At 59.8% G+C, this 26737-nt stretch carries 23 protein-coding genes; 13 read left to right on the top strand and 10 right to left on the bottom strand.

Going from position 1 to position 26737, the window contains the following annotated elements:
• Positions 1-21 precede the first annotated feature (21 nt).
• Positions 22-1533: a glycerol kinase GlpK gene (glpK, locus tag VOI22_RS11745; protein ID WP_323796669.1), complete on the top strand. Its 1512-nt coding sequence runs from the start codon at positions 22-24 to the stop codon at positions 1531-1533.
• 33 nt (positions 1534-1566) lie between these two features.
• Here glpK and VOI22_RS11740 read toward each other — a convergent pair whose 3' ends face one another.
• The 3 genes from VOI22_RS11740 to VOI22_RS11730 all read right to left on the bottom strand — a co-directional run bounded on the left by VOI22_RS11740 (position 1567) and on the right by VOI22_RS11730 (position 5810).
• Positions 1567-2580 (bottom strand): sensor domain-containing diguanylate cyclase, encoded by a 1014-nt coding sequence (locus VOI22_RS11740; protein WP_323797021.1) that lies wholly within the window; start codon positions 2578-2580, stop codon positions 1567-1569.
• A 132-nt stretch (positions 2581-2712) separates the two neighbouring features.
• Positions 2713-5127 (bottom strand): ATP-binding protein, encoded by a 2415-nt coding sequence (locus tag VOI22_RS11735; protein ID WP_323796668.1) that lies wholly within the window; start codon positions 5125-5127, stop codon positions 2713-2715.
• 44 nt (positions 5128-5171) lie between these two features.
• Positions 5172-5810 (bottom strand): histidine phosphatase family protein, encoded by a 639-nt coding sequence (locus tag VOI22_RS11730; RefSeq protein WP_323796667.1) that lies wholly within the window; start codon positions 5808-5810, stop codon positions 5172-5174.
• Between the two features lie 366 nt (positions 5811-6176).
• Between VOI22_RS11730 and VOI22_RS11725 the strand changes: the two genes are divergently transcribed.
• Positions 6177-7289: a GGDEF domain-containing protein gene (locus VOI22_RS11725; RefSeq protein ID WP_323796666.1), complete on the top strand. Its 1113-nt coding sequence runs from the start codon at positions 6177-6179 to the stop codon at positions 7287-7289.
• On the opposite strand, the gene VOI22_RS11720 is transcribed toward VOI22_RS11725, so the two are convergent.
• The 4 genes from VOI22_RS11720 to VOI22_RS11705 all read right to left on the bottom strand — a co-directional run bounded on the left by VOI22_RS11720 (position 7286) and on the right by VOI22_RS11705 (position 12272).
• The gene (locus VOI22_RS11720; RefSeq protein ID WP_323796665.1) at positions 7286-10015 is read right to left on the bottom strand and encodes a sensor histidine kinase; all 2730 of its coding nucleotides are present in this window, start codon (positions 10013-10015) and stop codon (positions 7286-7288) included. The genes VOI22_RS11725 and VOI22_RS11720 overlap by 4 nt on opposite strands.
• On the bottom strand, positions 10015-10278 hold the full coding sequence (locus tag VOI22_RS11715) for a hypothetical protein (RefSeq protein ID WP_323796664.1): 264 nt from the start codon (positions 10276-10278) through the stop codon (positions 10015-10017). Before VOI22_RS11715 ends, VOI22_RS11720 begins: the two co-directional genes overlap by 1 nt.
• A gap of 3 nt (positions 10279-10281) precedes the next feature.
• Positions 10282-10653, bottom strand: coding sequence for a response regulator transcription factor (locus tag VOI22_RS11710; protein WP_028467760.1), 372 nt, complete (start codon positions 10651-10653; stop codon positions 10282-10284).
• 107 nt (positions 10654-10760) lie between these two features.
• A complete protein-coding gene (locus VOI22_RS11705; RefSeq protein WP_323796663.1) occupies positions 10761-12272 on the bottom strand; it encodes a helix-turn-helix domain-containing protein in 1512 nt (503 codons plus the stop codon).
• Between the two features lie 219 nt (positions 12273-12491).
• Between VOI22_RS11705 and VOI22_RS11700 the strand changes: the two genes are divergently transcribed.
• From VOI22_RS11700 to VOI22_RS11670, 7 genes are all read left to right on the top strand, one after another.
• Positions 12492-13847, top strand: a complete 1356-nt coding sequence (locus tag VOI22_RS11700; protein WP_323796662.1) for a substrate-binding protein — start codon at positions 12492-12494, stop codon at positions 13845-13847.
• A gap of 88 nt (positions 13848-13935) precedes the next feature.
• A complete protein-coding gene (locus VOI22_RS11695; RefSeq protein WP_323796661.1) occupies positions 13936-14952 on the top strand; it encodes a branched-chain amino acid ABC transporter permease in 1017 nt (338 codons plus the stop codon).
• A 1-nt stretch (position 14953) separates the two neighbouring features.
• Positions 14954-16096, top strand: a complete 1143-nt coding sequence (locus VOI22_RS11690) for a branched-chain amino acid ABC transporter permease (RefSeq protein WP_323796660.1) — start codon at positions 14954-14956, stop codon at positions 16094-16096.
• A 10-nt stretch (positions 16097-16106) separates the two neighbouring features.
• Positions 16107-16865: an ABC transporter ATP-binding protein gene (locus tag VOI22_RS11685; RefSeq protein ID WP_323796659.1), complete on the top strand. Its 759-nt coding sequence runs from the start codon at positions 16107-16109 to the stop codon at positions 16863-16865.
• The gene (locus VOI22_RS11680) at positions 16862-17650 is read left to right on the top strand and encodes an ABC transporter ATP-binding protein (protein ID WP_323796658.1); all 789 of its coding nucleotides are present in this window, start codon (positions 16862-16864) and stop codon (positions 17648-17650) included. Before VOI22_RS11685 ends, VOI22_RS11680 begins: the two co-directional genes overlap by 4 nt.
• 158 nt (positions 17651-17808) lie before the next feature.
• Positions 17809-18399, top strand: coding sequence for a histidine phosphatase family protein (locus VOI22_RS11675; RefSeq protein WP_323796657.1), 591 nt, complete (start codon positions 17809-17811; stop codon positions 18397-18399).
• 90 nt (positions 18400-18489) lie between these two features.
• Positions 18490-18858, top strand: coding sequence for a cupin domain-containing protein (locus VOI22_RS11670; protein ID WP_323796656.1), 369 nt, complete (start codon positions 18490-18492; stop codon positions 18856-18858).
• Here VOI22_RS11670 and VOI22_RS11665 read toward each other — a convergent pair.
• On the bottom strand, positions 18855-18977 hold the full coding sequence (locus tag VOI22_RS11665; protein WP_323796655.1) for a hypothetical protein: 123 nt from the start codon (positions 18975-18977) through the stop codon (positions 18855-18857). The genes VOI22_RS11670 and VOI22_RS11665 overlap by 4 nt on opposite strands.
• 195 nt (positions 18978-19172) lie before the next feature.
• Between VOI22_RS11665 and VOI22_RS11660 the strand changes: the two genes are divergently transcribed.
• Positions 19173-19541, top strand: a complete 369-nt coding sequence (locus VOI22_RS11660) for a response regulator (protein WP_323796654.1) — start codon at positions 19173-19175, stop codon at positions 19539-19541.
• 6 nt (positions 19542-19547) lie between these two features.
• On the opposite strand, the gene VOI22_RS11655 is transcribed toward VOI22_RS11660, so the two are convergent.
• Positions 19548-22178 (bottom strand): ATP-binding protein, encoded by a 2631-nt coding sequence (locus VOI22_RS11655; RefSeq protein ID WP_323796653.1) that lies wholly within the window; start codon positions 22176-22178, stop codon positions 19548-19550.
• A gap of 212 nt (positions 22179-22390) precedes the next feature.
• On the opposite strand from VOI22_RS11655, the gene VOI22_RS11650 reads away from it, so the two are divergent.
• From VOI22_RS11650 to VOI22_RS11640, 3 genes are all read left to right on the top strand, one after another.
• On the top strand, positions 22391-22558 hold the full coding sequence (locus VOI22_RS11650) for a hypothetical protein (RefSeq protein ID WP_323796652.1): 168 nt from the start codon (positions 22391-22393) through the stop codon (positions 22556-22558).
• A gap of 254 nt (positions 22559-22812) precedes the next feature.
• Positions 22813-23667, top strand: coding sequence for a D-amino-acid transaminase (locus tag VOI22_RS11645; RefSeq protein WP_323796651.1), 855 nt, complete (start codon positions 22813-22815; stop codon positions 23665-23667).
• A 231-nt stretch (positions 23668-23898) separates the two neighbouring features.
• Positions 23899-25413: a DHA2 family efflux MFS transporter permease subunit gene (locus tag VOI22_RS11640; protein ID WP_323796650.1), complete on the top strand. Its 1515-nt coding sequence runs from the start codon at positions 23899-23901 to the stop codon at positions 25411-25413.
• Here VOI22_RS11640 and VOI22_RS11635 read toward each other — a convergent pair.
• The gene (locus VOI22_RS11635) at positions 25410-26534 is read right to left on the bottom strand and encodes an HlyD family secretion protein (RefSeq protein ID WP_323796649.1); all 1125 of its coding nucleotides are present in this window, start codon (positions 26532-26534) and stop codon (positions 25410-25412) included. The genes VOI22_RS11640 and VOI22_RS11635 overlap by 4 nt on opposite strands.
• Positions 26535-26737: the final 203 nt, after the last annotated feature.

Raw genomic sequence — 26737 nt, 5'->3', positions numbered from 1 at the left:
GGTCGCCCGAGGGAGGATCAGATGAACACAGCTGCAAAGGCTGGCACCGACCGGCTTATTCTCGCGCTCGATCAGGGAACCACCTCGAGCCGCGCCATTATTTTTGATGCGAATACCCGCGTTGCCGCAACGTCTCAGCAGGAGTTCCCGCAGCATTTTCCGCAATCCGGCTGGGTCGAGCACGATCCGGAGGACCTCTGGCGTACCACGGTCGAAACTGCGCGGGAGGCGATCTCGAAGGTCGGCGGAGCCGAGCGGATCGCCGCCATCGGCATCACCAATCAGCGCGAAACGACGGTGGTCTGGGACCGGCGTACCGGAAAGGCCATCGCCAATGCCATCGTCTGGCAGGACCGGCGCACCGCACCATTCTGTACGCGCCTGAAAGAGGCCGGTCACGAAGCGCTCTTCACGGCCCGGACGGGCCTCTTGCTCGATCCCTATTTCAGCGGCACCAAGATCGCCTGGATACTCGACAATGTGGAGGGCGCGCGGGCACTGGCGGATGCAGGGCATCTGGCTTTCGGCACCGTGGATAGCTGGCTGATCTGGCGGCTGACCGGCGGCAAGGTCCATGCGACGGACGCAACCAATGCCTCGCGCACGCTGCTCTATGACATCAACAAGGGTGTCTGGGACCAGGAGCTTCTGGCGATCCTCGGGGTGCCGGCCTTCATGCTCCCGGAGGTGAAGGATTCATCGGCGGATTACGGGGTGACGGAGGCCGATCTGTTCGGAGCGCCGATCCCGATCTCCGGCGTGGCCGGGGACCAGCAGGCGGCGACAGTGGGTCAGGCCTGCTTCGAGGTCGGCATGATGAAATCGACCTATGGCACCGGCTGCTTCGCACTGCTTAACACCGGCGGAAAGCCGGTGGCGTCCAGCAACCGACTGCTGACCACCATCGCCTATCAACTTGATGGCGCGCCGACCTATGCCCTGGAAGGCTCGATCTTCGTGGCGGGCGCCGCCGTGCAATGGCTGCGGGACGGGCTGGGGATGATCTCGGATGCCTCCGAGAGCGCGACACTGGCGGAGCAGGCGGATGCGGCGCACCGAGTCTATCTCGTTCCCGCGTTCACCGGCCTCGGTGCTCCCTACTGGGACGCGGAGGCGCGCGGCGCGCTCTACGGGCTGACCCGGGCCTCCGGGCCTGCCGACTTCGCCCGGGCGGCGCTTGAAAGTGTCGGCTACCAGACCCGGGATCTGCTGGAGGCGATGCGGAGCGACTGGAGTGTCGAGGGCGGGGATACCGTGCTCAGGGTCGATGGCGGCATGGTCGCTTCGGACTGGACCATGCAGTTTCTCGCCGACATTCTCGGAGCACCGGTGGACCGGCCGGTCGTGCCGGAAACCACGGCGCTTGGCGCCGCCTACCTCGCCGGCCTCAGGCACGATTATTATCCGTCACCGGCGAGGATGGCCGAACAGTGGGCCCGGGAGCGCCGCTTTGAGCCGGCTATGGGTGTGGAGGTCCGGGACAGTCTTTATGCTGGGTGGCGCGATGCGGTGCGACGCACTGTTTCCGGTTGAGCGATGCAGCAGGTGCTCGGGTGGAGGGGGCGATCAGTCTCCGGACACGTCCGTTTTGCTGTCATCTCCGAAGCTGTCCTTGGCTGCTATGGCCAACCGGTTGCGCCCGGCGGCTTTGGCGGAGAACAGCGCGGAATCTGCCCGTGCGATGAGAGATTTCAAGGAATCCCGTTCACGAAAAGAGGCCAGACCGGCGCTGGTCGTCACGCGAAGCGTGTGATCCCCGATTGCGACGGGCGTGGTTTCAAGAGCGTTCCGGCAGCGTTCTGCGACTTGCTCCGCAAGATCAAAATCGGTTTCCGGCATCAACAACGCGAATTCCTCTCCGCCGATCCGGCCGAAAAGGTCAAGGTCTCTGGATTCAGATGTGCACAGGGTTGCAAATGTTCTGATGACCTCGTCGCCTGCCGGGTGACCGAAGCTATCGTTCACTTCCTTGAAGCGGTCCAGATCAAACAAGGTGAGCGACAGTGGCCGGTTGTAGCGTTTGGCACGTTCCAACTCGCGGCTGGCGCCTTCCATCCAGGCGCCACGTGACATGGCTCCACTGAGATGGTCGCTCGAAGCAATCTGTCTGAGTTCCAGTTCGCCGACGACAATTTTTGCAAACTGGTCGAGTATCGAGACCTCGAATGGTGTGAACAGCCGCGGCTTGGTGTCGATCGCACAAAGGCTGCCGATATTATATCCATCCGGGGTTCTCAGAGGGATTCCCGCATAGCTGCGAATATGAGGCTCGCCGGTCACCAGCGGGTTCTCGGAAAAGCGCGGATCGCATGTTGCATCTTGGATAACGAGCGGATTCCGATCTTTGATGGCCTGGGCGCAGAAGGATACATCGCGGGGCGTTTCGCTGATTTCGAGGCCGCGTTTCGCCTTGAACCATTGGCGCTGGCGCTCGACAAGAGAGACTGCGCACATAGGCACGTCCAGAATACTCTGGACGAGGTTTACGACATGCTCGAACGCATCTTCTTCGCAGGTTTCGAGGATCTGGTAGCGTTGCAGCGCGAGCAGCCTACCCTCTTCGTCCCGCAATTTGTTCACATCATCCAAGTACGGACTCCTCGTCCGGCGAAGAGGGAACGGTTAAGATAGTCGCCCTGCTCGCTGCGGCAATGGAAGTGCTGCCGCGCCCTCCATGACGATCTGTGATTTCCCTGAACGTGCGCGACGGTCTCAAGGCAGAATAACCTCGATCTCCGTGCCTTCTCCGGGCTTGCTGCGGCAATTGATCTTTCCGCCCAGACGCTGTGTCACCAGATTGAAAACAATATGCATCCCGAGCCCGGTGCCGCCGTTGGCGCGCCGGGTGGTAAAGAACGGGTCGAAAATCTGGGTGCGGGTCTCCTCGTCCATTCCCTTGCCGAAATCGCGAACTGAAATCCGATCGGCCCCGCTCTGCAGTCTCTCGACCTCTATTTCGATTTCGCCGCCGTTTGAATCGTAGGCATGAATTCCGGCGTTCATGATGAGGTTGGTCAGGATCTGTGCGATAGCACCAGGGAAGGTAAGCCGGTTGAGGCCTTCGGCCGGCTCCGCGATTTTGATTGTGAGACCCCGCCGCTTGGTCTCGGCTGAAAGGCTTTGAATCGTACTTTCAACATAGGTCCCCAGTTCGATCTCCCGGGCGTCATCAGCGGTCTGGTCCACCGCGACGAGCTTGAAGTTCTTGATGAGCTCGGCGGCTCGATTGAGGTTTCGCTCCACGATTTCGAGCCCGTTGCCGATATTTGAAAGGCGTTCGATCGCCAGTCCACGGGTTAACCGGCCTTCCGGACTCTGGATCTCGCTGTTGAACTCCCGGGCGATATCCGCCACGTGGCTCGCGGCGGTGACACAAATCCCGAGCGGTGTGTTCACTTCGTGCGCGACACCGGCGACAAGCGCACCAAGCGCCGCCATTTTTTCCTGACGTACCAACTCGTTCTGGGCGCTCTTCAGATCCGTGATGTCGGTATTGGTCACAATGCACCCGACGTCGTCGACAAAGCGGCGCTCGACCTTGTGATAGGACCCGTCGGGCAAAATGTCCTCAAACACATTGTTTTCGCGTCGCTCGAGAAGAGCGGTCCGTTCGGACAGAATTTCCTCCAACTTCTTCGGGTCGCGCTGCAGATTCCTCTTGCTGGTGTGAATGTGCTTCAAAATCTCGATATAGGGCGTGCCTGGAGTGCAGATCTCGTCCGGAAACTGATGCGCCTTCCTGATCCAGTTGTTGGTGAGGCGAACGCGGTTTTCAGTATCGAGCAGAATCATGCCGATCGGCGCGTAGTCAACGACGGCTTCCAGAGTCTTTCGTTCGATTTCAAGCGCCTTTTCGGCTTGGTGACGGACGACAATTTCACGTTGCAGGTCCTCCGTGCGTTCTGACACCATCCGCTCAAGTTCGGCGGTCATGTTTTCCTTGAGCCTGTCAGCCTCGATTTTCTCGCTGATGTCCCGGACCATGAATTGCGCGATCTCTGTTTGGTCGGGGCCCTCGAAGGCTGTCACGGTGAGTTCCGTCGGAAATTCGGTGCCATCCAGCTTTCTGCCGCGCCATTGGACGACCTGCGGAACTCCCTTGCGGGCTTCGTCAAAAATCTCGTTCAGGATTTCGACGGATCTTTCTTGTGTGCCATGAACGCTGCCAGAGAGCCTGCCAAGAGGCTTGCCGATGACTTGTGCGCTCTCGAGACCGAACATTTCCTCGGCCTTCTTGTTCAAGGCGGTGTATCTGCGGTTCTCAAAGACGAAAATCGCGTCTCCGGCGCTGTCGAAAAGTCCTTTGTATTGGGTCTCGCTTCGTTCTCTCTCTGAAACCTCTTGCCGAAGCTGGTCCAGAATATCCTCGAAATAGGAGATCGCGCGTCCCAGCTCCCCAATCTCGTCGGTCCTGTTCTGGTCCGGAAGGAATTCAGACGGCTGGCCTTTTGCCAGATTGCCCATGGCCCTTATGGCGCCGATCAGGTCCCGCGACATCAGGCGGTTTATGAACCATGAGATTAGCAGCGACAGTGGAACGCTGAGTGCCAGACCGGCGAGAAGTGTTTGTGTCAGGCGCCGGTCAAAAGCGGTGTAGGCCTCGGAGGCATCCGAATTGTCCTGCAAATTCACATTCGTCAGCTCGCCCAGGGTGTGGAAGACCTCCTGGTATCGTTCGTTCGTGCGCCGCATCTGCTCTGCATGGACACCCAAATTCACCGAGGTCATCAGAACGGCTGAGATGTAGTCCTCGTGGAATGTCTCTAAATTCTGCGCGAGCTGTCCGAACAGTCGGCCATCGAGGGTTTGTGGGTCCAGCGTGCTCAGAACGCTTTTCAGCTCCTCCTTGATGTCGTGGAGCCGGTTCATATGAGGGCGCGCCAGATCGTAGAGTTCGCCCTCATCAAGCTCAACGGCCCGGCCGAGGACGCTCTGCATCTCAAGGTGGACGGCGGCAACGCTTTCGCCGAGCGATGTCACTTGGCCGAGCCGGGAAATGGCGGTCGTCTGAATCCGCTCCAGCGCCCGCCTTTCCGCACTGTTGGTCTGGAGAACGACGATCAAGAACCCGGCGAAGATCAGCACGGTGATGATCGGGGCGACAAAAACCCAGGTCTTCAATCCCAATCGAAACCGCCGGCCGCGCTGTTTTTTTGATATCACAGGACGTCCTACTGTTGAGCGGCCGTGAGCGGCCAGCTGTCTGGGTGGATTGCTGTGCGGTAGCGGAAGGACCCGGCCCCGTCCGGTTCGAAAACAACGGTAACGCCCTCTGGTTTGGGCCAGACGCCGGACGCTTCGCGCAGATTGGCAGTGTGGCCTGCGATGACCGTGTTTGTGCCGGTAGCCGGTTCCTCGGCCAGCAGGGCGCGCAGAACATCGGCATGCCGTTCGGATTCGTCGCTTCCTGATCCGAGTGAGAATTTGAGGTCATGGTTCAGTTCGGCCCGCCCGAAGGCAAGGATTGCGGTGTGTTTTGCCCGGCAGTACGGGCTGGCGATAATTTTTGCGACCGGAATGCGGAGCTTTACGAAGGATTCGCCAATCTTGCGCGATTGTTCGCGGCCCAGTTCGGAGAGCGGTCTCTGGGTTTCGCAGTTTGCCAGGTTTTCACGATCGCTATCCGCAATATCGTGATCTGTCGCAGCGTGCCGGATATAGAGGATAAACCCGCCGTCGCGGAGCTCGTCTATGAGAGCGCTATCGATCAGGTTTTTGCTGGAGTTTGAAGCATCTCCTTCGGGAGAAGCTTGAGCTGTTTGCAGAGGCAACCCGATTAAGAAAACCGTGAGGATGACACTCAGAAACATTGGGCTACTCCAAATTTTCTTTGGTCTCTGAGCCAATCTTTAATCAAATTCGTCACGAAAGAGTTAAGGAGGCGCCCTTTCCCGGGATATGGGGCAGCGCCAAGGCGATTCGCAACGGTTGGATCCCCTCAGACCGAAAGCCGGGCACCGTGCGGAATGCTGCGATTTTCCCTCGGTCCTTATTCTTTGCCTGAAAGCCTTGGGCTACAATCTGACCTAATTGCTTTTTACTGTGTCCTATGGATAGTCCAGATTGATCGCGTGACCTGCTCTTTTGCCAGAATGAGCAGATGGCGGAGCGGGGCCCCCCGAGAACGGTCATTTGCAGAGAGACCCGATGTTGCGTTTGGCGTGCTAGAGATGCCTATGGACGAGAAACCAATCGCCACTGACGAGGGTAGCTCCCGGTACAGTCAAGAGTATTTCAGTTACGTGCGCGGGCTGTTCGCCGCGGCGTCCATTCTCGGCTGCATGGAACTCATACTGAATTCCGACTGGTTCCTGAGTGTGCCGCTCTGGTTGCAGGCTATCAGGGTTTCATTGACGGCTCTTGCTATCGGGTACTGGCTGAGCATGCGCCGCTACGATCCGACACTGCGCCATGCGTTCAAGGTTGGTCTGCTGTTTCTGGTGTTGCGGATCGCGACCTTGTCGCACGCGGTGGAGCCACATAACGTGGCTTTCTATCTTCCCGTCGCACTGATTGCCGTGATGACCCTCGCCTTCTCCCGTCGTGAGATTTGGGTGGGGCTGGTCGTGACAGTAGTGGCCTTTCTGATCGCGCGGCAGGGCCAGATCCCGGACCGGGCGTATTTGGGCCTCTCTTTCGTAGCGATCTTTTCGGGATATTTCGGGCTGTCCTTTCTGCGGTTCCGGGCGCGGCTTTTCGAGCTTTTGTCGTTGCTGAAGGACCAGACCAGAACCGATCAGCTGACCGGCCTGAAGAATCGCCGTGCCTTGCAGGACGACATTGAGCTCGGCTTCCGGCGTCTTGAGCGCGACGGCGCAGGCTTCAGCCTTCTGCTTATAGATGTCGACCACTTCAAGAAGGTGAACGACCGCTATGGACATGCGGTGGGAGACGCGATTCTGACGCTCTTAGCACGTGAGATTCACCACGATGTCGGGAACATGGATCTGGTCGATGGCGGCACTGTGTACCGGTTTGGTGGCGAGGAATTTGCGGTAATCCTGCCAAGTACGGATGTCGACGGTGCAAGTGTCGCGGCGGAACGGTTGCGCCGGCTGATCGACGTGACGCATTTCGACGTCGGCCCATTGGAGACGCCCATCTCCGCCGGTGGTGTGACGATCTCCGTCGGCATTACGGGAGCAGAGGCAGGGGCAGGCTGGAGCGAGATGTACAGCGCCGCCGACCAGGCGCTTTACCGGGCGAAGGATCTGGGGCGAAATCGTGTAGAGCGTGCCGACCGCCCGAGCGCGGAACCCGCGGAACCGAAAATGGTTCTGCAGGCTTAGCCGGCTTCGCGTTCCTGCTGCTGCGGAGGTACCCGTTTTGCCGGCAGGGTGATGCGGAAGCATGTCCCGATCCGCCGGTCGTCGATCAGTGCCAGAGTGCCGCCGAGGCGCTTCATTATTTCCTTGCTGATGGCAAGACCAAGACCGATGCCGCCGGTCGAGGACTGGGCCGCGCCGCGCTGGAATTTCTCGAAAATGAATGGCCGCAGATGGCTCGGTATCCCGGGACCGTTGTCGGAAATTTCGATCTCGTACTGGTCGTTGATCAGCTTGCCGGAGATCCGTACTTCCGGTTTCGGTGACGTGTTGTGCTTGATGGCGTTTGTCAGGATGTTGATGACCACCTGCTGCAGACGATCCGGGTCCGCATCAACCAGTGCCGAGCGAAGTGGTTCGTCCAGCAGGATTGCGCTGCCGGTGGATTGCGCCAGCCCGCGGCAGGACTCGATGGCCCGGATGAGCGGCACGGCTGCGTCGAGTTCGTGCAGGTTCCAGGAGGCCTCTCCCCGATCCATCAGGTTCATGTCCAGGATCTCGTCCAGCAGCCGGGTCAGGCGGAGGCTTTCCTCGTGGATGATGGAAAGGAATCTCTGGCTCTGCGGGCTCGACAGGTCGCGGGTTTCCAGCAGAATTTCCGAGAAGGAGCGGATCGAGGTCATCGGCGTGCGGACCTCGTGGCTGACCTGGCTGAGGAAATCGTCCTTCTGCGCATCCAGCAGGGTAAGCCGCTGGTTGGCCCGCCGGAGCTCGCGCGCGGTGGCTTCGAGCTCGAGCGATTTCTTCTCCACCTCCTGGCTGTATTCCATCAGTTGCGCGGTCTCGTCGGCAATCCGCATCAGCTCGTCGAGGCTGATGGTTTCGCCGCTGACGATGCGCGAGATCATCGCCCGGGCAGAGGCGGCCCCGATGGAGCCGGCCAGACGCCGCTCCAGATGCGCGATGAAGGCATCGGTCGGTTGCGGGAAATCGCCCTCCAGCCCCTGCCCCTCGGCGAACTCGCGGAACACGCGCTGGGCTTCGGTTGATCCGAGAATTCGCTGAGCAAGGATGAACAGATCCTCCGCCGAGGCGGAGCGCTGGATGAAGCGGTGCTCATCGCCCGCCGGCGTGCGGAACACGTCGACGAACAGCGTGCCCTGAAGACGCTCCAGTGGTTTCGGCTCGAACAGCAGGGAGCCGCCGATGAAGAGAACTGTATTAGTCGCGAGGCTCCAGAACATGGCATGGACCAGCGGGTCCTGGCCGGTCAGGCCGAAGAGAGCTTGCGGGCGGAACAGCTCGAGGCCCCAGGGGCCGTGCTCGATGGTGCTGGCCGAGAGCAGCAGATCGCCCTCGAAGCTCGGCAGGAACAGGGTGTAGCCCCAGAGCAGAAAACCAGCCAGCAGACCGAGTTTGGCGCCGCTGGCGGTCGCCCGTTTCCAGTAGATGCCGCCGAGCAGGGAAGGCAGGAACTGGGCGACACCGGCAAAGGCGATCAGGCCGATGGCGGCCAGCGCATCCGACTTGCCGCTGAGCCGGAAATAGAGATAACCGAGCAGCAGGATGACGCCGATGCTGATACGACGGCTGATCAGCAGCAGGCGGCGGACATCGCCGCTGCGCTCGATCGACGTCCACGGTGTGCGGAGCGCGATCGGCATGACGATATGGTTCGAGATCATGGTCGACAGTGCGATGGAGGCGACGATGACCATCGATGTCGCCGAGGAAAACCCGCCGAGGAAAGCCAGCAGCACCAGGAAATCCTGATCGACCGACATCGGCAGGGTGAGCACGAACATGTCCGGGTTGGAGCCCTCGGGCAGAACGGTCAGGCCGCCGATGGCAATCGGCAGCACGAACAGGCTCATCAGCAGCAGGTAGAGCGGGAACAGCCAGGACGCCATGCGGAGCTGATCCTCGCCGGTATTCTCCACGACCGTGACCTGGAACTGGCGCGGCAGGCAGATGATGGCGATTCCGGACAGGAAGGTGAGCGCAATCCACCGCGCGTCGAACATGTCTTCGGTCTGCAGGATGCGCGCGGCGTCCCGGCTGAAGATGTCGGCCGGCCCGTCCGCCAGCGCAAAGACCACGAACAGCCCGACCGCGATCAGCGCGAAGAGCTTGACCAGTGCTTCCAGCGCGATGGCGGCGACGACGCCGTGATGACGTTCGTTCGCGTCGATTGTCCGGGTGCCGAAAATGATCGTGAAGAGCGCCATGCCGGCGGCGATCCAGAAGGCCATTTCGTTGGCTGGGTCGCTGCTTGGCGGGTTTGCTAGATTGCCCGGATCGGAGGCGACAATGACCTGGATGCTAGTGGTCACCGCCTTCAGCTGCAGGGCGATATAGGGCGTGGTTCCGATCACCGCGATCAGGGTCACCAGAACGGCAAGGCTGGTGCTCTTGCCGTAGCGCGAGGAAATCAGGTCGGCAATGGATGTGATCCGGTGCATGTGGCCGATCCGGACCAGCTTGCGCAACAGGAACCACCAGCCAATGAACACCAGCGTCGGGCCGAGATAGATGGTGGCGAATTCGAGCCCGTTGCGGACCGCCGAGCCGACGGCGCCGTAGAAGGTCCAGGAGGTGCAATAGACCGAGATTGAGAGGGTGTAGACCACCGGCGACTGGATCCAGGAGGCCTTCCCGGAGCGCGCCTGTCGGTCGCCGAGGAAGGCGACCATGAAGAGCAGCGCCACATAGGCGAGCGAGGTCAGGAATATCAGGTTCGGGGAGAGCATCAGCGCCCCGGGGAGGATGTATCCGGAGGCACGGGCGCGTGCGGTTCCGGATCATGGAGTCTGTTGGAGAACCAGAAGGCAATCGTGATCAGCGCGGACCAGAGTCCAAAGATATAGGCAACGATCAGCGGAATGCCGAAAAGGCTCACCCGTGCCGTGAACAGATCGATGACGGGCGGCAGCAGCAGGAAGAATCCCGCTACCGGGAGCAGGAAGGCGGCATCACGAAACTTGGCCGCTGTGCTGGGCGAGGCGGGGCGCATCGGCTAGAGCCCGGCCAGCCTGCGGACCTGGTCGACGACATCCTTGTTAGAGAAGGGTTTGGTCACGAATGCATTCGCGCCGATTTCCTCTGCTGTCTTGCGGTCCTTTTCCTGGCCTTTGGCGGTCAGGACGATGACCGGGAGCTCCCGTGTGCGCGGAGACGCGCGGAGCTGGCGCAGGATCTCAAATCCGTTGCGATGCGGCAGCATGATGTCGAGAATCACCACGTCAGGCAGCGCGCCGTCGTTCAGTTGTTCCAGGGCGGAGTCTCCGTCGAGCGCGCTGGTCACTTCCCACCCCTCGCGTCCCAGAAGGAAGCTCAGGGATTCGAGAATGTTAGGCTCGTCCTCCGCAATAAAGACGCGTGTCGTCACGCCGTTTCCCCCAATAGCCGTGTTAGTAGTCCGACTGTTTTTTCAATGCCGGTTGATTTCGAGTGTAGCTCAGGCGGGCGATGGCGCAACAACTCTGCGTGTTTCCGTCAGGCGCCAGTGATCGGATGTTCCTGCCGATGGCGGCATTCCTCGCGCGTGCAGACCCGGCAGGCGGACCCGACGGGCTCCGATACAGACTTCGCCGTCAGGTCCAGTCCATCGCCATAGATCACGTCGCGGGCATAGAGCGCGTCGCAACCGAGCATGATGGAAACAAGGTGCCGGGGAGCGTCGAACCCCGTGGCCTGTTTGGCGACGGTCTTGGCGAAAAACAGGAAGCGGCTGCGGTCTGGAAATTCGGCCAGTTGCCGGAACACCCGATCCGGGGTCTGAAAGGCGCGATAGATAGCCCAGAGGGGGCAAGCGCCACCGTAGCGCGGTAATGGCAGGTCGCGCAGCGGCAGCCGCTTGGTGATGAAGCCGGCCGGGTCGGACCGCATGAAGGCGAAGGGCACACCTTCCGCGCCGGGTTTCCGGAGCGAGGCCAGCCGGTGGCAAACCTGCTCGACGCTGGCGCTGAACCGGTATTGCAGCATGTCGATATCATACCGGCAGGCGATCGCTGTCTCGCGGAAACGGTCGTACGGCATCAACAGGGCTGCAGCAGCATAGGATTGCAGAGCGCGGCGCCCCCTGACCAGTGCCGCATCGCTGGTCAGCAGGGGGGAGTGCAGCAAGATTTCCTCGATCACGTCCGTCAGTGCCGCGACTACCAGCGCCCGTGCCGCCCGGAACCGCCGGGTTGCTGCCGGCAGGGCCGGTCCGGTGCTGTCGGGCAGGGGCAGCGGTGTTTTACCGATCTGCTGGAGCAACGTGTGGGCGGCGGATTCGAATTCCGGAGCGACCGCGTCGCACCCGAGGCGTGCGCCGAGTTTTTCTACGGCTTCTTCCAGCGGCGCGAAATAATTCTGGTTCTCCAGGACGAAGTCATCGACCTCCTCAGCCGGTGTCACGGAGCCCTGGCGTGATGGCGCACGGTCGAAATATCCGGCCATGGCCTGGGCGACATCGGACAGTTTCGCGCTTTCTTCCGCCAGATTGCGGTGAAACCGCGTCCGCTGGTCATCCGGGACGTCATCGACGCTGGCAAGAATCTCAGAGGTGGACCGGATAGCGGCAATATTGGAGAGCATGCCGTGCACGGCGTCGGAGAGGAAAGGGTCCTGGCGCAAGCGGTCGGACAGGGCATGCAGGGTCGCGGTCTGGTCCAGGTTGGTTCTGTGCATATTCACGATCAGCCCGGCCCATGGACGGTGCCGGGCGACAAGATCGGTTGCGCTTTCCGGATCGGTCTCGCCATCGGCATTGGCCGGGTCGGTTGCGATTTCTTCTAGGTCCTGGATCAGCCGGCGTTCGGCAGCGCCGTCCAGATACTCGATCCCGACGGAAAGGACCTCCCCCAGTCGCCGTAGGAGTGCACCACCGACCTGGCGTTTGTCATGTTCGATCAGGTTCAAGTATGACGCGGAAATGCCGACGGCCTGTGCAAGATCGGCCTGTGTCCGCCCGAGGCTTCGCCGTCTCTCTCGTATTCTCATGCCAATCGGCGCGCGGGCCATGTTTCAGTTCCTTGATTTCGCTCAACTTGGTGCGGTGCAGCGTAAATTATTTACAAACCAATAATATTTCTTGTCCAAATATTTACAAAAAAATCTGCAAATTTCAATTACTTATTCGTTTCTTGACTAAATGTGCGTACTGTTGTGACCGAGCGCATAAAGATGCTCAATGGGGATTGGGTCTCTGACGCATTCCAGAAAAAATAACGGGAGGAACAAATGGCAAAGTTTGATGCCGGCTTCAGCCGGCGTAATCTTCTTAAGGGCGGCGTCGCGTTATCCGGCGCCCTTGCCGCGCCGACCTTTTTCACGCGCAATGCTTACGGCGCTGAATTCATTAACAACCCGGGTAGCGCCAAGTCCGTGAAGCTCGGCTTCAACGTGCCGCAGACCGGTGCCTATGCCGATGAGGGCGCCGACGAGCTGCGCGCCTACCAGCTTGCCGTCAAACACCTTAACGGTGAAGGCGACGGCGGCATGATGAACACCATGAAGCCGCTGGCCCTTAAGGGTAACGGTATTCTCGGCAAGAAGGTCGAGTATGTCACAGGTGACACGCAGACCAAGTCCGATGCCGCCCGCGCATCCGCCAAGCGGATGATCGAAAAGGACGGCGCTCTGATGATCTCCGGCGGATCTTCCTCCGGTGTGGCTATCGCTGTTCAGGGTCTCTGCCAGGATGCCGGCATCATGTTCATGGCCGGCCTGACACACTCTAACGATACGACCGGCAAGGATCGCCGCCGTAACGGTTTCCGTCACTTCTTCAACGCTTACATGTCGGGTGCCGCGTTGGCTCCGGTGCTGAAGGCGAACTACGGAACCGATCGTGTCGCTTATCACCTGACCGCTGACTACACCTGGGGCTGGACCCAGGAAGAGTCGATCAAGAACGCGACCGAAGCCGTTGGCTGGAAGACTGCTGCTGCCGTGCGTACCCCGCTCGGTGCCGGTGACTTCTCGCAGTACATCACGCCGGTGCTGAACTCCGGTGCGGACGTGCTGATCCTGAACCACTACGGCAAGGACATGGTGAACTCGCTGACCCAGGCGGTTCAGTTCGGTCTGCGCGACAAGCAGGTGAACGGCAAGGACTTCACCATCGTGGTTCCGCTCTACAGCCGTCTGATGGCTCAGGGCGCTGGCGCGAACGTTAAGGGGATCTTCGGGTCCACCAACTGGCACTGGTCGCTGACGGATGAAGGCTCCCAAGCTTTCGTGAAATCCTTCGGTGCCGAGTACGGCTTCCCGCCGAGCCAGGCTGCACACACCTGCTATGTGCAGACCATCCTCTATGCCGATGCCTGCGAGCGTGCCGGCACTTTCGCTCCGTGCGAAGTCGTCAGCGCCCTGGAGAACTTCAAGTTCGACGGTATGGGCAACGGTCCGACCCTCTATCGGGGCGACGATCACCAGTGCTTCAAGAAAGTGCTGGTCGTGAAGGGGAATGAAAACCCGACCTCTCAGTTCGACCTGCTCGAAGTTGTGCAGGAAGTCCCGGCTGAACAGGTGACGTACGATCCGAATATCCCGCAGTTTGCTGGCGATCTCGGCCCGTGCAACAACGGCGCCTGATCATCTGAATGCGGATACCGGCTGCCGTTTCGACGGCGGCCGGTATTTTCTGATTTCTTAGCGGGGAACCCCGAGCGGGAAACGCGGCATGGACGCCATACTTCTGCAAATTCTGAACGGGCTGGACAAGGGCGGTGCCTACGCACTGATCGCGCTCGGCCTCACACTCATTTTCGGCACTCTGGGCGTGGTCAATTTCGCCCATGGAGCGCTGTTCATGCTTGGTGCCTTCTGCGCCGTCAGTCTGCGAAAGCTGCTGACGCTGTCGGCGAAGGTCAAGGACGAGAGCATCACCTTCTTCGAGGCCTATAAAGAGGTCCCCTATCTGGAGACCTGGTTCGGCGAAACAGGCACTGCGATCATCGATATGGCCGTGCCGTTATCGATCCTGTTCGCCATACCGGTCATGCTTTTGATCGGCCTCGCCATGGAGCGCGGCCTGATCAAGCATTTCTACAAACGTACACACGCGGAACAGATCCTCGTCACCTTCGGCCTCGCCATTGTGCTGCAGGAGATTGTGAAGGCCTATTTCGGGGCCAATCCAATCCCGCAGCCGGCGCCGGAACTGGTGTCTGGCAGCGCTAACATCGGCGCTCTGTTCGGCCTCGGGGACTCGGTTGTCTACCCTTGGTGGCGCCTGCTCTATCTCGCTTTCTCCGGTCTCGTGATCACGGCGGTATTTGCCTTTCTGCAATTTACCACCTTCGGCATGGTGGTCCGCGCCGGAATGGCTGATCGGGACACGGTCGGTTTGCTCGGGATCAACATCCAGAAGCGCTTCACCATCGTCTTTGGCATCGCGGCCGTGGTCGCGGGCCTTGCCGGGGTGATGTACACACCGATCCTGCCGCCCGATTATCATATGGGCATGGACTTCCTGGTGTTGTCCTTCGTCGTCGTGGTTGTCGGCGGCATGGGCTCGCTCGGCGGTGCTGTCGCGGCCGGCTTCCTGCTCGGTATTCTGCAATCCTTTGCGTCGATGAACGAGGTGAAGAGCATCTTCCCCGGCATCGACCAGATCATTATCTACCTCGTTGCGGTGGTCATCTTGCTCGTGCGTCCGCGCGGGCTGCTGGGCCGCAAAGGCGTGATGGAGAGTTAAGATGATCACGCCAAATCCAAGAAACGACTTCATCCTGATCGCAATTTTCACGATCGCAGTCCTGACCGCGCCGCTTTGGCTCGCGCCGATCGGGGCCGGCTATCCGGACCTGTTGCAGAAGTTCGCGATTTATGGACTTTTCGCGATCGGCTTCAACATTTTGTTCGGGCTGACTGGGTATCTCTCTTTCGGCCATGCAGCTTTCCTCGGCGTCGGCTCCTACGTTGCCGTCTGGTCCTTTAAGCTGCTGACCATGAATGTGCTGCCAGCTGTGGTTCTCGCGGTTGGGGTGTCGGGCCTTTTCGCTCTGGCCATCGGTTTTGTCAGTCTGCGCAGGTCGGGGATCTACTTCTCGATCCTGACTTTGGCCTTCGCACAGATGTCCTACAATATGGCTTACTCGGTGTTGACCCCGATCACGAACGGGGAGACCGGTCTGCAGCTCAGCCCGCACGATCCGCGTCTGTTGGATACGATGGCTGGGATTGATTACGGGGCGGCTCTGCCGACGACCGATCTCTTCGGTGTCGAGATGACGGGGTATCCCGGCTTCTACTTCTGTGCGGTAGTGATGATCCTCGGGTTTATCGTTGCAGTTCGCATCGCAAGATCGCCTTTTGGAACCATGCTCCGGGCCATCAAGTCGAACCAGAACCGGCTGAATTATACCGGTGTTAACACCCGGCCTTACGCACTCGCTGCTTTCGTGATTTCCGGCATGTATGCCGGGCTCGCCGGCTCTCTGCTCGCCGTGACCGACCCGCTTGCCGGTGCGGAACGCATGCAGTGGACGGCGTCGGGAGAAGTTGTGCTGATGACCATCCTCGGTGGTGCCGGAACCCTGCTTGGACCGGTGCTCGGCGCGGGTGTGATCAAATATTTCGAGAACATCTTCAGTGCCTTCAATCACGATGCGCTGATGGGGATCTTCGACTTCCTGCCGGAATGGCTTCAGGGACTCGTCGTTTCCCTTACCGGACTTTTCGTCGGTGAAGGCTGGCATCTCACGCTTGGTGCATTGTTCATGGTCATCGTCATCTTCCTGCCCGGCGGGCTGATGGAAGGCGCGGGACGTATCGCCAAACTGGTGCGCAAGGAACGCGGTGCGCCCGGTTCCTCCATATCCACCGCACCCGGCGAATGAGGAAGGCGAAATGAGCACTATTCTGTCTGTCAGAAACGTAAACAAGAGCTTCGCCGGTCTTAAGGCGCTCCACAATGTGGAACTCAACGTCGAGGAAGGCGCGGTTCACGCGATCATCGGGCCGAACGGCGCCGGTAAGTCGACCTTGCTGAACTGCTTTGTCGGCCGTCTCACCCCGGATACTGGCACGGTCGATTTCAACGGCACTTCCCTGCTCGGTAAGCAGCCGCACGAGATCAATCAGGCAGGGGTCGTTCGGGTGTTCCAGACACCGGAAATCTTCGGCGACCTCAGTTTGCTTGAAAACGTCATGATCCCGACGCTCGCGCGGCGGGACGGCGCCTTCAAGCTGAACGGCTGGGCCCGTGTCGACTCCATTGCAGAGGTACGGGACCGGGCCGAACAACTGCTCGGTGACGTCGACCTGCTGGACAAGAGGGAGATGATCGCGAACTCCCTGTCCCGCGGGGACAAGAGGCGGCTGGAGCTTGCAATGTGTCTGGTGCAGGACCCGAAACTCCTGCTTCTGGACGAGCCCACTGCCGGAATGTCCCGTGCAGATACCAACAAGACAATCGACCTGCTGAAGCAGATCGGTGAGCGCGGCATCACCAAGATCGTCATTGAGCATGACATGCATGTCGTGTTCTCGCTCGCCAGCAAGATCTCCGTTCTCGCCCAGGGCACTGTCATCGCCGAGGGCAAGCCGGAGCAGATCAAGGGCGATCCGCGGGTCCAGGAAGCCTATCTCGGGGGAGCCCATCTATGAGCACTGAAACTCTCCTCAATCAGCCGGACAGCGGGTCCCTGCAAAAGCCGGAAAACCCGATCAGGAATGTCGGTACTCCGCCAGCCTACTTCTCCTGCTGGGGCATGCAGGCCTATTACGGCGAGAGCTATATCGTCCAGGATGTGAGCTTCAATATCCACGAAGGCGAGATCGTGGCTCTGCTCGGCCGTAACGGGGCCGGCAAGACCTCGACCCTGCGGACGATTGCTCGTGCGGGCGATCCGCAGTTGCAGCACGGTGAAATCTGGCTCGACCACAAACCGCTGCATCAGATGAAGGATTTTCAAGCGGCGCAGAACGGCGTCGGGCTGGTTCAGGAAGACCGTCGGATTATTCCGGGTCTGACTGTCGAGGAAAATCTGGAGCTGGCGCAGATCAACGGTCCCAAAGGGTGGGAGATCGAACGGCTCTATGAACATTTCCCGCGTCTGGCGGAACGCCGCAAGCAGGAGGGCATCACGATGTCCGGCGGCGAGCAGCAGATGCTGGCCGTTGCCCGCGCCCTTGCCCGGGACGTGAAATTGTTGCTCCTGGATGAGCCCTATGAGGGACTGGCTCCGGTTATTGTCCAGGAAATCGAAAAGATCCTCGAGGAAATCAAAACCCTCGGGATGACGTCCATTATTGTTGAACAGAATGCAATCGCGGCTCTGCATCTCGCAGACAGGGCCCTGATCCTCGATATGGGTCAGATCGTTTTCGACGGCACCGCGCAAGAAGTGCTGGATGATGAGGCGCTCCGTCAGGAGTATCTCGCGATCTGATCTATCGGGTGCTGTAACGGATCTCCCGTCTGCGGCATCTCAGAGCCCCGCTTTATGCGGGGCTTTTTCTTTGCTCGATCCATTGCTTGCGGGGGACGGCTTGCCTGATCCGTATGACGCTCTATTTCCGTGCGCGTCGGTCCACTCGGGAGATTGTCATGACTGTATTTGCGCGTCGGTCGTTGCTGTTGCTGCTTATCGTACCGTTGCTGTCCACAGGGTTGATCAAATCATCTCTGGCGAATGATTCACGGACGGGGTGGGAGCGTCTTGCGGCACCGAGGACTTTCGCAATCATGCGTCATGCGATCGCGCCCGGAACAGGCGATCCGGAGGAATTCCGGATTGGGGATTGCTCGACGCAGCGCAATCTTGACGGGACGGGCCGCGCGCAGGCGCGACGCATAGGCGATGCCGTGCGTGCTGCCGGTATGGAAGTTGATCGGATACTTTCCAGTCAATGGTGCCGCTGCCTCGAGACAGCGGAAATTCTGGGACTGGGTGCAACTGAGGAACTGGCCAGCCTCAATTCCTTTTTCGCCGACAGGTCAACCGGGGCCGAGCAGACGGAAGGGCTGCGCGCATTTCTGGCTGCGCTGCCGGATGACGAGAGAGTTATTCTGGTGACGCATCAGGTAAATATCACCGCTCTGACAGGCGTCTACCCTGCTTCCGGCGAGGTGATCCTGTTCAGGATCGAGGCCGATGGGGAGGTGACGGTCCTCGAACGAATCCGTACCCAAACCTGAAGGCTTCCGGATGCCGGGATAGCTTCTTGTCCGGGCTGTCGATCTCCTTGATCCTCTCGCATCAGGTCAACGAGCAGGGAGCCAGGATCAATGTCCGGCCAGAATTTCTTCAATCTTCATGATCTCGACCAGGGCATTCAACGGACTCTCGCCGAAGGGCTGACGGCGCGGATCTTTCCGGGAGAGAACCTGATGTTCTCTATCGTGCGAATTGACCCTCATGCCGAAGGCTCAATGCACAGTCATCCGGAAGAGCAATGGGGCATCATGCTCGAAGGCAGCGGCGTGCGAACGCAGGACGGAGTGGATCACGCAGTAAAGGCCGGTGATTTCTGGTGCACGCCGGGTAATGTTGTGCACGGGCTGAAGGCTGGCCCGGAAGGCTGTTTTGTCATCGACGTCTTCAGCCCGCCGCGCGGCGACTACAAGAAAGCCGGTAGCGGGTATGGTAACGGTTAGCTCTGATCTGCCTCTTCGTTCGTGTCGTCGAAGCTACTCTCAATGGTGCCATTGAGTTCGAGGCGGGCGCTGGCGTCGATCCGCCGGGCGTCAAAACCTGGTATTAGTTCAACCTGCAACAGCTCTCGCAGCGGAGCGCCGCGCCAGCCCTATAGCTCTTGAAAGCTTGAAGAGAGCAAGGAACCCGTTCTGTATATGCCGGGCACGGTAGTCAGTTCAGAAGGTAATCTGATCCTTATCAATAATTTGCCGCTCGTGCGTGCCGGGGCACCGAGTGTAGTGTTGCTTAAAATGAAGCTTTCAGAGGGCGCGCTATGAATGGCCATTTCCTGGTCGTTGATGATAATCAGCCGACCCGTGCATTAATCGGAGAGTGTTTGAAGTCCCTTGGGCGGAGCTTCGAGGAAGCGGCAAATGGGAATGAGGCAATAAAGCTGATTCAGTCGCACTCCTTCGACGGCATATTTCTTGATGTTCTGATGCCGGAGAGCGACGGTTTTGAGGTTCTGAACTGGATGGTCAGAAACAAGACCATTCTGCCGACGGTCGTGTTTACTGAAGCGAAGGCCAAGTTTGACGTGGATTTTCCGGCAATGGCAGAAAGCCTCGGTGCTCTGAAAGGCTTCGACAAGCCTGTAACATTGCAGAAAATACAGGCTGGGCTGGAGGCCATGGACAAGTGAAAGCGGTCAGGAGCGTGATGGATAAGGTGTTTTTAGTTCCTGCTCTAGAATGCGCCAGCTGGTTTCCAGAAGGTTTTCCAGTTTTTTGAGACTTCCCGGGCTTGCCGTGCCTTCATGAATGGAGGCGCCGAATTTTTCTGTTTCGAGGCGTGCAAGCTTGAGGCCGAAATTTCCGAGCATCCCGGTCAATTCATGTGCGATACGGCTTTTTTCGTCGATGCTGCCCGCTGAGTTTTTCAGCGCCTCGATGAGTGCTGTGGATTGTTTGCAGGCATCGTCATGAAGCGTCAGAAGCCTTTCTGGCTGTATGGAGGCCTTCAATGTTTCCAGGATTTCTCGATCGATATGGCGATCTGTGCCGTTTGAGCCCGCCGCGGTCGTCAGGGGGACGGCTGTTGATGTCGCACGTGCTGGATTACCGGTTGTCTGCACGGGTGACGGCACCGGCGCAAATCGGCCTAGCGCGTTTCTGAGGTCTGTAATCTCGAGCGGCTTTGTCAGCACAAATTGCATGCCCGCACTCAAATATTCATCTTTCTGGTCCTGAAAGGCGTTCGCGGTCAGCCCGATGATGGGGAGTTTCTCCACGTTGCGGGCGAACTGCCTGATGGAAACCGTGGCCTGCACTCCATCCATATTGGGCATCTGCACATCCATCAGAATGACGTCGTAGGCATCAGGGGCATTGCGGACGAGATTCACCGCAATTTCCCCGTCTTGTGCAATCGTCACGGTATGACCATCCCGTTCCAGCATGGCCTTGGTGATCATCTGGTTGATGTCGTTGTCTTCAGCAACCAGAACTCGCAGCTGCGGAATGTCGGCGTCTTTGACGATTTCATCGATAACCTGTTGATTTTTGGCTATCTCAGTGTCGACGGACAAGCGGAACATCGTGCCGACGCCGACCTCGCTTTCGACACTTAATTCGGCACCGATCGCGTCTGCAATGCGTTTGGAAATGTTCAGACCAAGTCCTGTGCCCCCACCATGGCGGATTCCGACGTCGGTCTGTTTGAATTCCTCGAATATCTTGTCGATATCCTCCACAGGGATCCCCGGGCCGGTGTCGGACACTTCGAACGAAATACGGCAGATCTTTCCATCGTGGAGCATCTGGCTGCGGGCGACCAGGTCAACGCTTCCTGTTTCCGTAAATTTGACCGCGTTGCCGATCAGATTGAACAGAATCTGGCGGATATGATCGAAATCACCATAAAGGAAAGCCCCGTTCTCGCCGATCACGTTGCCGCGGAACTCCAAACCTTTCATCTCCGCCCGGATCCGGAACATCGATTCCATCGCGTTCATCATGGCTGGAAGGGAGAAGCGTTCTTTGGAGATGGTAATCTGGCCTGCTTCAATACGGGCGAAATCCAGCACCTGATTTATCAGGGTTAGCAAAAACAAGCCGGATTCCTTCGCGATAGAAAGCTTCTGGGCTATGTCCGGTGTTACAGCCTTCCTGTCGATGAGCTGGAGCATCCCGAGGATGCCATTCAATGGTGTTCGGATCTCGTGCGACATGGACGTGAGAAACCGGGATTTGGCTTCGCTGGCGGCTTCCGCATTCTGCTGGGCGATGCGCAATTCTTCATGGAGCTCGGCAATCTCGGTGATGTCGAGCAGAGCCAGCAGGAAAAATGTCCTCGCGGTCCCGATGACGATCCGGATTCGCAGATGAACCTGAACTTCATGGCCGTCGTGGTGCCTGGCAGCCAATTGCATCGAATAGTCATCTGAGGCGAAGTTTTCCAGGTCGAAAGTCAGTCTTTGTATGAGGGTTTGGCGGTCATCGTCGAACCGTTCCGGGATCAACGAATGCACGGTTCGTCCGGACAGCTCGTCGACTGAGTAGCCGAGCAGCCGTTCAGCCTGCCGGTTGATCTGGAAAATGCGCCCGCCCTGGTCAACGCTGACCAGCGCGTTGGGAGATTCGTTGTAAAGCTGCTCGACATAGGCGTGGGAGGCATTGAGGCGTGCATTTACCCGTGCGGTCCGGATCAGCAGCAAGATCATACCGGATGCGCCCGCCAGAATGAGCACCACGACGAACGATCCCTGCTTCAGGGTGCTCATCGCGTCGTTGAAAGAGGCCTGTGCAATCTTTTCCTGCTGGAAACTTCGGATCTCGTTCAGACCCTGGAGCTTTTCGAGGGCGACCAGCGCCGCTCTGTCGTCGACACGGACCAGTTTGTCCAGTTCGCTCACGCTGAGTTCTTGGTAGAGGCGGATCGTCTCTTTCTCTTTTGCAAGATAATCTTCAATCGTTGCCTCTACGTCATTTAGAAGGCCTTGCTCTTCGGCGGAGAGGAGAACGAATTTCAGTGCAGCAATCTCGCCAAGCGCTGCGAACGCGCTCTTCTCCATGCGCTCCAGATAAACCGGATCGCGCCGCAATACGAAATTCTTGAAATTGTGTATGAATCCGCCGTAGCCGAGATGGCGTTGCAGCGCATTGAGGCTTCCGGAAACATTTCGGGTCTGATTGTTGTACTTGAGCCAGGAGTCTTCCGTGGCATTGAACCGGCTTGCGGCCTGTACGCCGAGAAATAGCATCACTGCGATGCTCGCGGCCGCAAGGATGACAACCGCCGCGATTCCGGACTGAAATTGGCCGGGTCTTTTGCTCGCCATCAAGTCGCTCCCTCGTGACGGCTTCCGCAATTCGGAAACCGCCCGGAAGTGCACGTATCACACCTCCCTTCGGAGGAATTTTTCATGATGTGGTGAACTTTTAGTTAAGGGAGCCGGGGATCGTCATATCAACCTATACTTTTTTGCTGCGCCGAATATTCAGGTGCGCGCCTTCAGCAAGAATGCAGCCGGTTTTCGAAGCGGTGACCGCAATGCCAATGATGCGGATTTCAACTGCGGGAGAGCACTTCCGATGGATCGAGCCTGGAGGCGGCACCGAAGCCGGGCGCGGTAAGGATGCCCAGCACTGGAACCTGCCGACGGATGCCGTCGGAGACGAGCTGTTCAAGCTTAGGGGGCATACCGCCGGACGGCCATAAAATTTTGCTGTGAAAGGACCGGCCAGGGGCGCCAGACGGAGTTCGTATTGCAGTGCAAACAGGGCTGGTTTCCGGGGCCGGCTGCAGTGTATGGTCGTGGTCTCGCTGGCTCTTCGGGGTCTCCGGGACGTCCCCGTGGGCAGGGATGGCCTCGCTGAAAGGCACGATGGCCGCGCGCAAGCGTAGATCCCCCGCCCGATCCATCATCCAAGGATCGGCCCCCGATCCGCCACCCGGTTCTTGAGGTTTACAGAATGCGTACTGTCTTTGTTAACGGCAGCTATGTCCCGGAGAACGAGGCCCAGATCTCGATCTTCGATCGCGGTTCCCTGTTCGGCGATGCCGTCTATGAGGTGACATCGGTTCTCGACGGCAAACTGGTCGAGTATGAAGGCCATATGACGCGCCTGCGCCGGTCCCTTGCAGAGCTGAAGCTGCCGTCGCCTGCCACCGACGAAGAGCTGCTCGACATCCATCGTGAGCTGGTGAGGCGGAACGACCTCACCGAGGGGCTGATCTATCTGCAGATCTCCCGTGGCGCCGCCGACCGGGATTTCCTGTTCCCGGGTCCGGACGTGAAGCCGACCCTGCTGATGTTCCCGCAGACGAAGTCTCTGATCAACAGCGCGCTGGCCGAGCGTGGCCAGAAGATCATCCTGGTCGACGATCTGCGCTGGCGCCGTTGCGACATCAAGACCGTGCAGCTGCTCTATGCCTCCATCGTCAAGAACCAGGCGCACGACGCCGGTGCCGATGACGCCTGGATGGTGCTGGACGGGGAGATCACCGAAGGCTCCTCCAACAACGCCTATATCGTCACCGCAGACGGCACCATCGTCACCCGTGACCTGTCGACCGATATCCTGCACGGCATCACCCGCAAGTCCGTTCTGCAATGCGCGGCCGAGCTGCAGCTGAAGGTCGAGGAGCGCCCGTTCACCGTCGCCGAAGCCAAAGCGGCCAAGGAAGCCTTCTCCACCTCGGCTACCAGCTTCGTGAACCCGGTGATCGAGATCGACGGCGCCACTATCGGTGAAGGCAAGCCGGGCCCGATCGCCCGGCGCCTGCGCCAGGTCTATATCGAGAGCAGTAAGGCTGCCGGTATCTGATCGCTGGTCCAAACGTCGATAGACTGCTGGAGGGGAGTCCGCTGAAGCGAGGCTCCCCTTCTGCTTTTCGAGCGGCAGATACAAGAACGGTTCGTTCAATCCGGGTGACGGTCCTGCCACACGACACTCTTTCCACCTAAATCCCTCGCCCTCCCGCATTTTCCGCTCTTAAACTGACCAGACCAATGAGAGCTCCCGGAGTAACGGGCGGCCCAACGGAGGAAGACGTCCATGTCGGCTGTGACGGCAGCAGCGGCGGAGGAGAACAGCAGCTACAAGGTGCTCGTTCTCGTCACCATGGCCTGCGCCTGCATGCTCTACGCGCTTACGCTAACGATCGTGAACGTTGCCCTGCCGCAGATGCAGGGTGCCTTTTCGGCGACTACCGAGGAGATTTCCTGGGTGGTGACGCTGAATGTGGTGGCGACGGCGGTGGTGACGCCGCTGACCGGCTCTCTGGTCGCCTGGGTCGGGCAGCGCCGACTGCTGATCCTCTGCCTTTCCGGTTTCACCTTCGCCTCGCTCGCCTGCGCCATGGCGACCTCGCTCGAGGCGGTGCTGTTTTTCCGCATTATTCAGGGCGCCTTCGGCGCGCCGGTGGTGCCGCTGAGCCAGGCCATCGTGCTGCAGGTCTGGCCGAAGGAGGAATACGGCAAGGCGAACGGCTATCTCGGCATGTCGGTCGTCATCGGTCCGGCCATCGGGCCGTCGATCGGCGGCTGGCTGGCGGAGGAATACAACTGGCGCTTCGTCTTCCTGATGATCGTGCCGTTCAGCCTGCTTGCGCTCGCCGGTGTGATGCGCTGGATCCGCGAGGGCGGCAAGACGGCGCTGCCGCGTTTCGACTATCTGGGCTTCCTGCTGTTCTCCGTCGCCATCGTCGCGCTGCAGCTGGTGCTCGACCGGGGCGAGCGGGAGGACTGGCTGCAATCCGGGACCATCATCACGCTGTTGATTGTGATGAGCGCCGCCTTCGCAATGTTCATCGCCAACAGCGCCTGCGTCGACCGGCCCTTCGTCCGTCCCGTGCTGCTCAAGAATCAAAATTTCGTGGTCGGGCTCTTTCTGGTCTTCGTCTATGGCGCGGTGAACTTTACCCCGCTGGTGCTGTTGCCGCAGCTTCTCCAGAGCTATCGCGGCTATCCGGACACGCTGATCGGACTGGTGCTGGCAATGCGTGGTGTCGGCATGATCGCCGGGTTTTACGCGGCGGCAAGGATGGGGAAGATGGATCCGCGTATCGGGTTGGTGCTCGGCACGCTGGCGATTGGGACGAGCGGCTGGATGATGAGCCTGTATGATCTCAATGTCGGATTCTGGGCGCTGGTCTGGCCGAGCATCCTGCAGGGCATCGGTTGCGGGCTGATGTGGGTGCCGCTGTCGATGGTCAGCTTCTCGACGCTGGACCGCGCGCTGCTGCCGGATGCAACCTCGCTGTTCCACCTGATCCGCAACATGGGGACCAGCCTCTATGTCGCCGCCAGCGTCTTCGTCTTGGTCCGCACCAGCAAGGTGCGTTACGCCGAGATGGTCGAGGGGATCGGCCCGTTCGAGGAGCGGCTGAAATTCCCGGACGCGATTGGCGGCGGTGCCGTGCAATGGACGGACAGTCTCGGCCTGCTTGCCGGAGAGGCTTGGCGCCAGTCCGCCCTGATCGGCTTCAACAACTGTTTCCTGCTCTATGCACTGACCTGTTTCGCCACCTTGCCGGTGCTGGTTTTCGTGAAGATCCGGCGGGACGACTAGCGGGTACTTTCGGCCGCCCTGGCCAGCCATGTGTCGGTCAGCGCGGCGAGATTGTCGACGAGATTGCGCTGGCGTCCGGTATCGACGGAGATTTTAGCGCTCATGCCGGCCCGGAGCTGCGGCAAATCGGGGTTCGGCTCGACCGTTATGCGCACCGGCAGGCGCTGCACCACCTTGACCCAGTTGCCTGACGCATTCTGCGGCGGCAGAGCGGAGAATTCGGCGCCGGTGGCCGGGCTCAGACTCTCGATCTGACCGGACCATACAGCATCGGGATAGGCATCGACGCGGACCTCGACTGGCTGACCGATGGCGATGGCGTCGAGTTGGGTTTCCTTCAGGTTCGCCTCGATCCAGACAGCGCCGGTGCCGATGATGCCGAAGGTCGGCGTGTCGGCCTCGACCCATTCGCCGGCCTGCAGCTTCATCCTCGTGACGATGCCGGTCACCGGCGCGCGGATTTCCGTATAGGCCAGATCAAGCTTCACCCGTTCGATCTCCGCATCCACCTCAAGCACCTTCGGGTGGGTCTCGACCGGCTGGTCCGGCGCTCCGCCGAGTTTGGCGAGCACGACCTGTCGTTTTTCCTGCAACGAGCGGAGGCGCTGTTCGGCCGTGTCCCGCTCCATCTGCATCTCGTCGAGCTTGGCCTCGGTCCCGGCAAAGCTTTTCACCAGCCGCTGCTGCCGTGCGACCTCCTTGGCGTAGAACTTCACCCGGGGGCCAAGCTCGGCCATCTCGGCGGCGATCTGGCCGAGTTCGGCCTTCGTCGCCAGCAGCTCGTTGCGCACCGAGCCGCGCCGCGCTTCCGCCATCCTGAGCTGGACCTGATAGGGTTGCGGATCGATCCGGAACAGCAAGTCGCCCTCAGCCACCGCGTGGTTGTCGCCGACCCGGACCTCGACGGCGCGGCCGTCGATATTCGGGCTGACGGCAATCACCGGCGCTTTTACATAGGCGTTCTCGGTCGTGATGTAGCGCCCGGTCTCCGCGTACCACCAGGCACCGACCATGAAGGCAATCACGGCAATGCCACCCAGCAGCACGAGCCTGATCAGGGCACGGCCCCAGCGCCGGCGGGCATTGGGGGTGAGGGGGAGTGTGTCTTTGCTGTCGCTCATGACCTGCGGCAGGAACCTTGCCAGAAGTGAAACGCCCCCGGCGCGTGTCGGCCGGGAAGTTTGATCCGGCAAGACTAGGCAGGGTGGCGATGGGACGCCAGCGGAATGCGCGGCATTCCGCGTTGTGGCAAGATTACGCGCGGGGAAGAGTCTCGTGGTGGATCGGCAAGGCAGGTGGGCGCGAAACCCTCTATGCTTTTCCT

Origin of the sequence: Nisaea sp., assembly GCF_034670185.1 — a bacterium.
In the GTDB taxonomy this organism is placed as follows: domain Bacteria; phylum Pseudomonadota; class Alphaproteobacteria; order Thalassobaculales; family Thalassobaculaceae; genus Nisaea.
Note: the sequence above shows the minus strand (reverse complement) of the source record. Positions and strands in the feature narration are given on the sequence as shown.